The sequence below is a fragment of the Bartonella sp. M0192 genome (assembly GCF_016102305.1).
Classification (GTDB): domain Bacteria; phylum Pseudomonadota; class Alphaproteobacteria; order Rhizobiales; family Rhizobiaceae; genus Bartonella; species Bartonella apihabitans.
Genome location: NZ_JACFOU010000001.1, coordinates 1,780,832 through 1,793,305 on the forward strand (window position 1 = coordinate 1,780,832; position 12,474 = coordinate 1,793,305).

General features: G+C 45.7%; 10 protein-coding genes, 1 tRNA gene and 1 pseudogene. 4 read left to right on the forward strand and 8 right to left on the reverse strand.

Going from position 1 to position 12,474, the window contains the following annotated elements; translation table 11 throughout:
* Positions 1 to 6: 6 nt before the first annotated feature.
* The 3 genes from accC to H3S82_RS07795 all read left to right on the forward strand — a co-directional run bounded on the left by accC (position 7) and on the right by H3S82_RS07795 (position 2,186).
* Positions 7 to 1,362, forward strand: coding sequence for an acetyl-CoA carboxylase biotin carboxylase subunit (gene accC, locus H3S82_RS07785; protein ID WP_198233443.1), 1,356 nt, complete (start codon positions 7 to 9; stop codon positions 1,360 to 1,362).
* Positions 1,359 to 1,973 (forward strand): leucyl/phenylalanyl-tRNA--protein transferase, encoded by a 615-nt coding sequence (aat, locus tag H3S82_RS07790; protein WP_370541281.1) that lies wholly within the window; start codon positions 1,359 to 1,361, stop codon positions 1,971 to 1,973. The genes accC and aat overlap by 4 nt, the downstream gene beginning before the upstream one ends.
* Positions 1,974 to 2,110: 137 nt before the next feature.
* Positions 2,111 to 2,186 (forward strand) — tRNA-Thr (locus H3S82_RS07795).
* A 335-nt stretch (positions 2,187 to 2,521) separates the two neighbouring features.
* Here H3S82_RS07795 and H3S82_RS07800 read toward each other — a convergent pair.
* The gene (locus tag H3S82_RS07800; protein ID WP_198233441.1) at positions 2,522 to 2,785 is read right to left on the reverse strand and encodes a hypothetical protein; all 264 of its coding nucleotides are present in this window, start codon (positions 2,783 to 2,785) and stop codon (positions 2,522 to 2,524) included.
* A gap of 94 nt (positions 2,786 to 2,879) precedes the next feature.
* Here H3S82_RS07800 and H3S82_RS07805 point away from each other — a divergent pair, with 94 nt between their 5' ends.
* The gene (locus H3S82_RS07805; protein ID WP_198233440.1) at positions 2,880 to 3,509 is read left to right on the forward strand and encodes a hypothetical protein; all 630 of its coding nucleotides are present in this window, start codon (positions 2,880 to 2,882) and stop codon (positions 3,507 to 3,509) included.
* A 58-nt stretch (positions 3,510 to 3,567) separates the two neighbouring features.
* On the opposite strand, the pseudogene H3S82_RS11400 reads toward H3S82_RS07805, so the two are convergent.
* The 7 genes and pseudogenes from H3S82_RS11400 to H3S82_RS07840 form a co-directional block, all read right to left on the reverse strand.
* Positions 3,568 to 3,918 (reverse strand): annotated as a pseudogene (locus H3S82_RS11400) (porin); the annotation flags it as partial.
* Between the two features lie 293 nt (positions 3,919 to 4,211).
* Positions 4,212 to 5,168, reverse strand: coding sequence for a prolyl aminopeptidase (pip, locus tag H3S82_RS07815; RefSeq protein ID WP_198237131.1), 957 nt, complete (start codon positions 5,166 to 5,168; stop codon positions 4,212 to 4,214).
* Positions 5,169 to 5,187: 19 nt separating this feature from the next.
* Positions 5,188 to 6,930, reverse strand: a complete 1,743-nt coding sequence (locus tag H3S82_RS07820) for a peptidase M14 (RefSeq protein WP_198233438.1) — start codon at positions 6,928 to 6,930, stop codon at positions 5,188 to 5,190.
* Positions 6,930 to 7,781: an ABC transporter permease gene (locus H3S82_RS07825; RefSeq protein ID WP_198233437.1), complete on the reverse strand. Its 852-nt coding sequence runs from the start codon at positions 7,779 to 7,781 to the stop codon at positions 6,930 to 6,932. Before H3S82_RS07825 ends, H3S82_RS07820 begins: the two co-directional genes overlap by 1 nt.
* A 3-nt stretch (positions 7,782 to 7,784) precedes the next feature.
* The gene (locus H3S82_RS07830) at positions 7,785 to 8,708 is read right to left on the reverse strand and encodes an ABC transporter permease (RefSeq protein ID WP_198233436.1); all 924 of its coding nucleotides are present in this window, start codon (positions 8,706 to 8,708) and stop codon (positions 7,785 to 7,787) included.
* A gap of 65 nt (positions 8,709 to 8,773) precedes the next feature.
* Positions 8,774 to 10,261, reverse strand: a complete 1,488-nt coding sequence (locus tag H3S82_RS07835; RefSeq protein WP_198233448.1) for an ABC transporter substrate-binding protein — start codon at positions 10,259 to 10,261, stop codon at positions 8,774 to 8,776.
* 46 nt (positions 10,262 to 10,307) lie between these two features.
* Positions 10,308 to 12,173 (reverse strand): ABC transporter ATP-binding protein, encoded by a 1,866-nt coding sequence (locus tag H3S82_RS07840; RefSeq protein ID WP_198233435.1) that lies wholly within the window; start codon positions 12,171 to 12,173, stop codon positions 10,308 to 10,310.
* Positions 12,174 to 12,474: the final 301 nt, after the last annotated feature.

The following is a 12,474-nucleotide window of genomic DNA, read 5'->3' on the forward strand; positions in this document are numbered from 1 at the left end:
CGCTAAATGTTTCAGAAAATCCTGATCGCCAATCGTGGTGAAATCGCACTCAGGGTTCTGCGTGCTTGTAAAGAGCTTGGTATTAAAACCGTAGCTGTCCACTCGACAGCCGACGCTGATGCCATGCATGTAAGACTGGCCGACGAGAGTGTTTGTATCGGACCTCCCCCTTCTCGCGATTCATATCTCAATATTCAACAAATTGTTGCGGCTTGCGAGATTACCGGTGCCGATGCCATCCATCCCGGTTACGGTTTTCTTTCGGAAAATGCCAAATTTGCTGAAATTCTGGAAGCTCATTCTATTACCTTTATTGGCCCGACTGCTGCCCATATTCGTATTATGGGCGATAAAATCGAAGCCAAGAAAACCGCAAAACGGTTGGGTATTCCCGTTGTTCCGGGTTCCGATGGCGGTGTGACCGAGGACGAAGAAGCTTATAAGGTAGCAGATAAAATCGGTTATCCGGTTATCATTAAAGCGTCGGCCGGTGGCGGTGGACGTGGTATGAAAGTTGCCCGTTCACGTGACGAATTGTCGGTTGCATTGAATACCGCTCGTAGCGAAGCTGCTGCCGCCTTCGGGGATGACGCTGTCTATATTGAAAAATATCTTGAGAAACCGCGTCACATCGAAGTTCAGGTTATGGGTGATGGCGCCGGAAATGCCATTCATCTCGGTGAACGGGATTGCTCTTTGCAGAGACGTAACCAGAAAGTCTGGGAAGAAGCCAATTCCACCGTTCTTGATGATGAGGCAAGACAGAAAATCGGCATGATCGTGGCGAATGCTTGTGCCGAATTAGGCTATCGCGGTGCCGGTACTATCGAATTTCTCTATGAAAATGGTGAATTTTATTTCATTGAAATGAATACCCGCCTTCAGGTTGAACATCCGGTAACGGAAGCTGTAACCGGCATCGACCTTGTTCACGAACAGATTCAAGTTGCAGCAGGCGAAGGGCTTTCGGCAAAACAAAGTGATATCCACTTTTCAGGCCATGCGATTGAATGTCGTATCAATGCCGAGGATCCGGTCAACTTCACCCCTTCCCCCGGATTGATTACCCACTTCCATACACCGGGTGGTCTGGGCGTGCGTGTTGATTCCGGCGTTTATTCCGGTTACCGGATACCGCCTTATTATGACAGCCTGATCGGCAAATTGATTGTTCATGGAAGAACACGGCTTGAATGCATGATGCGGTTAAGACGCGCTCTTGACGAGTTCGTTGTCGACGGTATCAAAACGACACTGCCGCTTTTCCGCGATCTTATCGGCAATGAAGATATAGCCAAGGGAAATTATGACATCCACTGGCTGGAAAAATATCTTGCCAATAAGTCGGCTTCGAATAGCTGATAGCTTTGTCTGAAAAAGAAAAAGATAAATTAACCCCTGCGCTACTTCTAAGCGCCTATGCGCAGGGTATTTTTCCTATGTCGGATGATGCAGAAGATCCCGACATTTATTGGATACGTCCGGAACGGCGTGGAATTATTCCTTTGGACAATTTTCACATTCCGAAAAGTCTGAAGAAAACTATGAAGAAAGAGCCGTTCAAAATCGTCATTGATTCCGATTTCGAAGGCGTTATTTCCGGCTGTGCCGAATCAAAGCCCGGACGTGAAACAACGTGGATCAATCACCCCATTCGCAAAGCTTATGGTGAGCTATTCGAACTCGGTTTTTGCCATACAGTTGAAGCTTGGCAAAACGAAAAGCTTGTCGGTGGTTTATACGGTTTGGCTTTGGGACAAGCCTTTTTCGGTGAAAGCATGTTCTCGCGCGTCACTGATGCTTCCAAGATATGTCTTGTTGCGCTTGTAGACCATTTGAAAAGCCACCACTTCGCTCTTCTTGACACACAATTTACAACACCGCATCTCGAGCATTTTGGCGCAATAGAAATTACGAGACAAGATTATGAAATGCGCCTGAAAAAAGCCCTATCCGGCCACGCCGAGTTTTAAAATCTTTATATTTTCTCACCAAATTGCCGGCTAAATTCCCACTTGTTTTTCAAAAATTTTTGGCATGCAAAAAAGATTGTTGTTTTGGCAATTTTTCTGTTTGCCTTTGGCGAAGTTTATGCTAGTTGCAGTGCGGCGCCCTTATAGCTCAGTTGGTAGAGCACCTGATTTGTAATCAGGGGGTCGGGAGTTCGAGTCTCTCTGGGGGCACCACTTAAGTCTTTGATTTACAAGCCTAATTTCCGAAACACAAAAATTCACATGTTAAAGTTTGACCCTTTTTTTGAAGAGTTTGACAATTTATGTGCTCTTTTTGTTCATTCTTGCAACCGAGTCGCACAACGGCCACTTCGTTTTTTTGCCTTGTTCCGGTAATCGTAAATAGTGCCTTTCAATACATTAGACATATCATTATCGATATCACCAATCGGCATGTCAGAACTGAGGTGTGAATCAACGAGCTTGTTGTTCAACGTCGGCTCTTCATGTCATTGTTACAGCCTCTGATAATAAAGAATATCCGAGCTTTTTTTGCTTTCAACACCTAATTAGTCTTCTGTTGTCAGCATCTGGTGTTTTATCTTTTCCTTCTTTTGTGGAGCAAAATCATTGCCATTTTTCCTATAAAGGTCACTGCCATATCCGCCAAAGTCGGTACCGACTGATACCCGTGTTCTGTCAGAATTGTTTTGGTCAATTCCTTTGTCAGAGATTTGGAAATCACGCTCTTTAATACCGAGATTATTGGCAAATCCGCCGAAAATCCCATCAACCTTTCCATAAGCGACCGCTACAATTACCGTAAATTCCATACAAAAATTTATTGTTGAAATTTATAAATAGCATTGTGGTGCTTTTCGTTCGATTGCATAGTAAATATCACGCAGTAAATGGAGACCGGTTCAAGTGGATAAAGATAAATTAATTGATGTTAAGCAAAGGTTTTCTGTTTGGTGTGCATCAACCGCAGCCCGGGCTTCAAGGAATTGTCGATTTACGGGTGAACAAGGTGCAGAGATTGCTCTTAATAGCTCACTTTTGGACTATCAGACTTTAGACGATTTACCTGACCCGCTTGAATTCGATAATTTACATAAAAAGTTGCGGCAAAAAATTTGTCTAGCGGCCGAAAATACTATCAAAAACAAAACAATGCAGTTCACACACGGTGTAGCTGCAAAATTTATAAATATTTATTTTAAAGCTATGTTCCTAAATGATGTTCCAGCAGAACACTCTGACTACGAGAACAAAATAAACGCTTTGCATCCGCCGATAGACCGCCTCTTATTGCAAAAATTAGCAGAAAAAAATGTTGGCGGCCTCAGAAATTTTTGGCAGTGGAATGTATTTATAGGGTGGTCCAATTTTTCATCTGACGATTATGAAGATGTTATACGACATATCAAAGATGTAACCAAAGGTCATTTATGGGAAATTGAAGAGTTTTGGCCCGGTTTTAATAAAACTAAAAAAGTTACCAATAATCCAACATTACCATTTTATGAAACAAAAACACAAAACAATGTTCCGTAAGCCTACAGCTCAATTGTGTTTAACTTTCGTACTCTGATGGCTTTGTTTTTTAACCTTGCTACAATACCGATAGAATAGCAGCCGCATCGAAATTATCACAATTAAAAAGCTCTTCGGTCATGAGGTTGTCGTGTGTTTTTGAACGAGAACTAGACCTACTAGAGGCCGCATTGACATTGCCGTTATAAACATAACCGAAATAGCTTGAATAGCTTGTGACAATTGGCTCATCAACACCTAACCGACGTCCGCCTAACGGGATATAGGCATAACGCACACTCGTCGAAGAGAACTTTGAGCCATCATACTTTTCCGAACAAAGTTCTACATATGTTTTTAAACATCTCGGTTCGGTTTGCGAAGCGGGATGGAAGTGTAAAGTCGTACAAGAAAACCATTTCCATCTATCATTCCGAAAACCGGTTTTTCGGCGAGATAAACATTGTCGCCAGCAGTTACAACACTGCGGAGATAGCCAGAAATCCGAATGTAGTTATTCGTGCCAGATATGTTGGAATTATCATTGCCAAAAATATTACATAAATGTCAACTGTTTGATTTTATGTTATTTTTTCTTTCAATATCAGCGACATGTGATGCTTTTGGCAGCGATATCAAAACGAATATACGAGATATTATTCATTCATTAATTTAGCCATTCGAATAGATCAGGACTGATTAAACGACGCTCCTTTCTAAACATCATAAAAAATTTCGGCCTTCAACAAATTGATCAGTAGCTTTTATGAGACAATCAAGGATACCCGGCTCGGAGTAACTGTGCCCGGCTCCCTCGACAATATGAAGCTTCGACCCGGGCCAGGATTTATGTAACTTCCACGCATAGGATAAACGACAGATAAGGTCATGCCGGCCATGTATAATCACACAAGGCAGATGCCGGATTTTATCAAGGTTATGAAAAAGCTGTTCCTCTTCAAGCCAGCAGTCATTAACAAAATAATGATTTTCAAGCCGCGCTATGTCCAACGCCGCCTGATCGGATTGCGGCGTTCTGGGAGAGGGCTTCGGCGGTATGATCGATACATTTTTCGCTTCCCAATCACTCCAGGCGCGGGCAGCATTGATAGCAATATCCTTTTGCTCATGATTGAGAAGGCGGTGATAGGCGCCGATCAGGTCATTCCTTTCCGCAACCGGTACGGGCTTAATGTAATTCTCCCAATAATCGGGTGATATTTCCGAAGCTCCATATTGGTTCAACCAATTCATTTCATCCCTACTTCCGGTAAAAATTCCGCGAAGGACCAAACCACTAACATGATCCGGATGAGTCTCGGCATAGGCGAGAGCCAGCGTCGACCCCCATGAGCCTCCAAAAACCAACCATTGATCCATTCCCACCATCTGACGAAGCTTTTCCATATCCTCAACCAGATGCCATGTAGTGTTCGCAGTTATCGAAGCATGAGGCGTGGAACGACCGCAACCACGCTGATCAAACAGCAGAACATCATACTTATTCGGATCAAACAACCGACGATGATTTTCTGAAATGCCACTGCCCGGCCCGCCATGCAAGAAAACTGCCGGCTCGGCTCCTTTGGTACCTACCCGTTCCCAATAAAGCTCATGGCCATCACCAACATCAAGCATATCATGCTCGAATGGTTCAATAGCCGGATAAAGTTCTCTCATCAGCAAACCTGTCTTTCGTTTAACTCTGTTCTTGCATCAATCCTTGCCAAGCTTCGTAGGCCGCCAACACGGTCTCCATCTGCATTTGGTGCCCAAGCTTAAAATCATCCCCATAAACAGTCTCGTCGGGATATTCTGTTACGAGTTCTACCTCGAAAGTGGCATTGGGATAAAGCGCAAAAGAACAGGGAATGCCATTGATTGTTTCAAACCCCGGTTCACCGGCATGCTGTCGATATAATTTGACTTGTAAGTCATTCATTGCCAAGCCGGCATTATTCAAGGCAAGACATGCTGTAACTTTTTCAGCCAATTGACGTGTTGTTTTTTCCCAGCCTTCCCGATAGCGGAAGACCAGAAAGAACCCTTTGGGCAATGTCCACATTGCAAAATTATGCGGAATATAGCCTGAAAGCGGCCTGATCCATTCATGGCTTGGGTAACCATGGAGATTGACATGCAATTTTGCACCCGAACATTTCCGTCCTTCAATTCGTATCCCGCGCTCCATCGGTGCGGAATCCGGTGTATTCTGCAAGTCATTACCAAAGGCAGTATAGCGGGCTGCGTGATGCATATGATGAGGATTTTCGAGAATTGACCTGAGAAATAATGCGTTGCCATCGGGATTTTCCAACGGCGATATAACAAAATGGGCATTTTTTCTGAATGACAACATATGCGCGGCACGCAACGCTCCTACTGTGCCGGTCGTTTCGTTGCCATGCTGGCAACCACTGATCATAACAGCATTATCGCTTCCTTTATTATAACGCGCACATACCCCACGGCCGCTGCGGCTCTTCGCTTGTAGCAATGCTCCGCCAATATTATCAAGGGCTGCGGCTATAGCGCTATGGCACATTGGCCGATCGGCTAGCTCTGGTTCTTGAGCAGCAAAAGCCGTATTTTTTGTCGACAAGGGGACAAGTTCAATGGCCATATGACAATTGTCGTCCTTGGAGCGGGTAATCAAGGGCGCAATCTGGCCCGGTCTAACAGTACGGTCTTCCGGAGGAAGCCCGTTGATTGACTGGTAATATTCAAGTGTCGAGAAATATAATTCCTCGTGCAGAATTTCCTGATAACTTATAATCTCTTGGCCATAGCCGACCGGTTTTTCGTTCTGCGGCAGGCTAACACGGATCGATAATTCTTCAAAATAGGGCATCGTTGGCGGCAGCGGCATTGTGCGGATGGCTTGCATAGCGCCATCAAAAACCTCGTCGAGATCCGTCACAACCTGCTCGTTACGAATGCATTCTCCATTGCGATAGATGCGCAGCCATCCGCAAGGGCGCAACATATCTCGCCCGAAGCAGTCTTTCGCCAGCTGATTTGGGGCAAATACCTTCTCTTGTCGCATTGTGCCATCAGCAAAAAAAAGATTGACGTAATAATTATCACAGTCAGATCCGGCTTCAAAAGCCACATCTGCATGTGGAAACATGCCTGCTAGCGGATAGGCTTCAAGTCTGAAGCGATTTTCTTTCGCATCAGGCGAAACCGGATAGGTCACCTTTATCTGACGCAGATTTTCAGTATTTTCGAGAGACATAAAAAAGTGCACCAATGGTTTTAGTGCGCAATGAAAAGATAGTTGATAGCCTTTATTCTGCAAGTTTTTTTGAGCAATTTGAAGACTATCAAGATCATCAAACAACCATAACGATATCCGGTCGGTTGATTTGTATTCTTGCTCAATACGCGCGCACCACTGTGTGAGCGAGCGCGAAACGGAATTTTGATAGATTATACTCATCAACGTGTTCTCCCTCGAGGATCAAGAATATCGCGCAGCCAATCTCCAAGCAGGTTTAAACCCAGAACAGTTGACAGGATTGCCAGACCAGGAAAGAAACTGACCCACCATGCACTTTGCAAATAGGTGCGACCATCGGCCAACATGCCACCCCAACTTGGCGTTTTCAGATCAACCCCCATACCGAGGAAGGTCAGACTACTCTCTAGCAGTATATTATTAGCCACATTCAGCGTCATCAACACTATTACCGGACCTAACAAATTGGGCAACATATGTTGGAAAATGATGCGAGGATTAGAGACTCCTATAGCGCGTGCCGACAGGATGAATTCTTGATCATTCAGCCCTAAAACAGAGCCGCGAACCAGACGTGCATATTGCACCCATTGTGACACGACGAGCAAAATTATCGTTTGCCAAAAACCGCCACCTATAATCGCCATAAAAGTAATTGCCAGCAGAATGAAAGGCAGAGCCAATTGGACATCGGCAAAACGCATGACCAGCATATCCGTAATCCCGCGGTAATAACCGGCAATTAATCCAAAAAATACGCCGATTACGAGAGACACAATTACAGAATAAAATCCGATTTGCAGGGAAATAGCCCCGCCTGTCATCACTCGCGATAACACATCACGGCCGATTGGATCTGTTCCAAAAATATGGGCATAATCCCGAAATGGGGGCAACAACCTGTGAGCCAGATCTAACCGGCTGGCACTGGCCTGCATAAAGATTAGGGCATAGATGACACCCAAAATAATTCCGCCTACCAGAAACACCCCCAGAATAAATTCCAGTGATTTCCACGCCCGTTTGGGATTTGCGGTTTCAACAAGTTCCATGGTCTATCTCACACGAATTCTGGGGTCGATTAATCCATAGGCAATATCGACAACAAGATTAATCACGATAATGGCCACCGCCATTATGGCGATGACAGCTTGAAGAGAAGGATAATCCCGCGAAAACACAGCTTCGAAAGCAATTGTGCCAAGCCCCGGCCAGTTGAAAACTTTCTCTATAACAACAATACCGCCAATCAGGCCGCCAAATTGAAGTCCGATATAAGTGACAAGCGGAATTGCACAATTTCGTAAAGCGTGCTTGTAGAGAACGCGCGTTTCACTCAGCCCTTTTGCACGGGCTACCATAATATATTGCGAGTTCAACACTTCCAGCATGGAGGTACGTACGAGGCGAACATTAATCGCAGTCAGGATAATTCCCATAGTGACAGTAGGCAGAATATAACTTTCTGGTCCGCCCATTCCACTTGGCGGCAAAAGTTGTAGCACGATGGCAAAAAATAGCACTAGCATAGTGCCAAGCCAGAAGTTCGGAAAAGACAAGCCTACCAATGACAAAATGCGGATCAACTGGTCAATCCATTTTCCCTTATGGACTGCAGCCATTATTCCGAGCGGAATGGAAAGCAAAATGGAAAATAACATTGAAGTAAAAGCAAGGGCAAGTGTACACGGCAGCGACTGCTTTATGAGTAAGGAAATCGGGGTGCCGCCGATAAAGCTTTTACCGAAATCGAACCGGAAAAAGCCCAGAAGGAAATCAAAGTACTGTGATAGAAAGGGCTGATTTAGTCCCAAAGCCTCGCGGATACGTTCAAGATCTTCTTCGGTCACACTACCAGCGCCCTGTGCCAACATAATTGCTGGATCACCTGTCAAACGAATGGCCCATGACACCAGAAGAGTTACGATAAAAAATACAAAAATTGCCTGAATAACCCGCTTGGCGATGAAGCTTGCCATGACTTGTCCCCTGTTTGCTATCCCGAAAGATAGGTCGCTTTAATATCAGATGATCAAATGCATCGTTATTGGACTTCAACTGTGTTGAGTAGCATCCGGCTGTCAGGTGCGGGAACAAAATTTTTAACCCGCTTGTTTATACCGTAGATCGCTCTGGTGCTATAAAGGTTCATTTCATAGGCATGATCAACCGTATAGTGGGCAATATCCTGTAGAGCCTTTTCGCGCTCGGAGCGATTGAGTAACGAACGCTGGGCTAAAAGCATTTTATCCAGTTCCTCGTTTCTTTCGTAAGGGTTCCATTTTTCGCCCGTGTGATACAAAGCAATGGCCGTATTATCAAAATCAAATGTCCAGCCACCCCAAGATTGCTGGAACATAGCGCCGGTTTTGCCATTTGGAATGATATCGTTCAACAGCACGTTGGTTTCATAAGTCTTGACAGTGGCATTGATACCAACCACCTGCAGGTAGGATGCAATAGCTTGTGCGACTTCACCGAATGTTGCATCATTGCCCCGGATATCAATCTGGATTTCCGCTCCATCTTTCACCCCCGCCTCTTTCAATAGCGCACGCGCTTGTTCAGGATCGTAGGCAACCGGCTTCATGGCCGGATCATTGCCGAAAGACAGACTGCTTTGAAAACTGGAAATGGCTTCCGCCTGCCCCATAAGGATAGACTGGATAATAGCTTCGCGGTCGATTGCCAGATTAAGCGCCTTACGAACGCGCAAATCCTTGGTAATGCCGTCACGTGTGTTGAAGCGTAAAGATACGACCGTCGGGCTCTGGGCGGTGACCACATCAAGATTGTTTGATTTCCTGATTGTATCAATCATGCCGACGGGAATAGTTGGCGGTATAACCAGATCAACACGCCCCGCCTGTAATTCTGCGACGGCCGTCGCCGGCTCGCTGATAAAGCGATATTCAAGTTCGGACAGTTTCGGAGCACCGCGCCAGTAATGTTCATTTGCCTGAAGCGCTACCTTGATGCGGGGCTGATAATCCACAACTTGAAAGGCACCGGTACCAATTGGATGCATGTTGAAGTATTCTTCCCCCTTTTCGGCAATATATTTCGGCGGAACAATCATTGCGCCATAACCGGCCAGTTTGGTCAGCAAAACAGGATCATGTTCCTTGAGGATAAAATCCACCGTATAGTCGTCAACGATCGCAACCGACTTGATTGAAATATAGTTGGATTGTTGCGGACCTTTGCCGCCTTCTTGGCCCAAAAGTCTATCAAAGGTGAATTTGACAGCGGCGGCGTTGAAAGGCTCGCCATTATGGAAGGTAACCCCCTGACGCAACCGGAAACGAATGCGCATACCATTGTCCAGCTCTTCCCATGATGTGGAAAGGCCCGGCTCGATCTTCATGTCAGGCCCTCGCCATGCTAGTCCATCGAACACATTGGTGCCGATAGAGGCCCAATTTACAAGAAATGTATCGACCGGATCAAGACTGCCCGGATCTTGGGGGGAAGACACTGTCAATTTTCCGGCCGCCATAACGTCATTTCCGGACAAAAAGACCACCCCCATTAAAAGAACTGCTGTTAGTTTGAACAATGTTATACTCCTCAATCAATTATTCCTTAATAAACTGACGCACTTCATTTATGTTCAGGCCGATGATATGACCGGGAGCAACCTCATGGTATATCAATTTCTCGGGTTCGGCACCTTTCGGCAAAATTCGGCTTGCGGGCAGATCATTATCATCTATAGCAACCTTGTGTCGTAACGGATCTGCAATCGGCACAGCATCTAATAGTCGTTTTGTATATGGGTGCTGCGGATTTTCGAAAATCTGCTGCCGCTTACCAAATTCTACGATTTGCCCCTTGTACAGTACCGCAACGCGATGGCTCATTCGTTCAACAACCGCCATATCATGACTTATAAACAAAAAGGCCAAGTTCTCGCTTTCCTGTAGATCCATCATCAAATTGATTATCTGTGCCTGTACAGAGACGTCCAAAGCCGACAACGCTTCATCGGCGATGATTAATTCAGGCATGACAGAAAGCGCGCGAGCGATGCAGATGCGTTGGCGTTGTCCACCTGAAAACTGGTGCGGATAGCGCGTAGCACTCTCTGCAGTTAAACCAACCCGCTCAAGCAGCGATACGACCCTATCACGTATTAGATTCTGATCCGTATATATACTATGGGTGCGCAGAGGCTCTGCAATAGAAAATCCAATCGTTTTGCGGGGATCTAGAGAAGCAAAAGGATCTTGAAATATATATTGGACACGAGAACGCAATTGCTGTTTTTGTTGTCGGGTCATCCTGTTATAGGAATCCCCGTCAAACGAGATATCTCCGCCAGTTATGGCTTGCAATTGCTGGATAGCCCGCCCGATGGTTGACTTACCGGAACCGGATTCGCCAACTAGGGCCAATGTCTCGCCGGGATAAATATCAAAACTGACACGATTGACAGCATGGACACCACCGACGACACGCGAAAAAAGACCGCCATGCATATCAAAACGAACACTCAAATCTTTGACTGAAAGCAATGGAGGAGAATCGTAACGCGCTGTATCCACAGTATGTTCTTCTTCAGGGTGGGCTATGCCATCTTCGCCAATAGTCAGGATCGGCATGCGACACGGCCTTGACCGTCCTTTCATGCTTCCAAGATGTGGTACAGCCGAAAGCAGGGCTTTAGTATAATCCTCACGTGGGGAGGCAAAAATCTGTTCGACTGGCCCCTCCTCAACTTTGTCGCCACGGAGCATGACAACAACATCATCCGCCATTTCCGCAACGACACCCATATCATGAGTGATAAAGAGAAGCCCCATACCGGTTTCTTTTTGTAACTCGCGGATCAACTTAAGGATTTGTGCCTGAATAGTCACATCCAATGCCGTTGTCGGCTCGTCTGCTATCAAAAGCGATGGACGACAGGCCAATGCCATGGTGATCATTACGCGCTGGCGCATGCCGCCTGATAATTGATGCGGATAACGTCCAAGCATAGCGGCCGCATCAGGCAAACGGACACGCTCCAGAAGACGCTTGGCTTCAACCATACTTTGCTGATGCCCCATACCTTCATGCAACATAAGGACTTCGCAAATCTGGTTGCCAATCGTATAGACCGGATTGAGCGACGTCATCGGCTCTTGAAAAATCATTGCGATTTCCTTGCCGCGGATCCGCCGCATCGCCTTTTGGGAAAGTGCGACAATGTTCTTGTCGCCGTCAGACGATTGGAAGTGGATCGCGCCACTGTCAATGACACCGCCTGCTGCTTCAATCAATCCGAGTATAGACAAGGCGCTGACCGACTTACCGGAACCGGATTCGCCCACGACAGCAAGAGTTCTGCCTTTTTCAACATTGAAACTCAAATGTTTGACAGCCTCTGTGGCTCCAAACCGGACGCTTAGGTCCTCGACCTTGAGCAAAGGTTGCGTCAATATACCATTCTCAGTCAAACATTTCCTCCCAAAGGTAGTGAACCGACAGAGAAACCTTTGCTACACCTGATATACTTTGTGATAGCGTGTACTGCTACGAAGAGCATACATGCCGCATCATTGTATGGTCACAAGTTTAGCCTGATCCCAATCTTAGGCCTGACTTAGTCTATACAGAAACAGCACATACAAAGTCTGACACAATTATTATAGTTATTCACCCCATTTTTGGCCGGATAATAGACATGTAGAAAAGCAAGTCAATAGGTCAGATCATTTTATTAACGATCACAGATTCGATCGACATAACACCTATTTT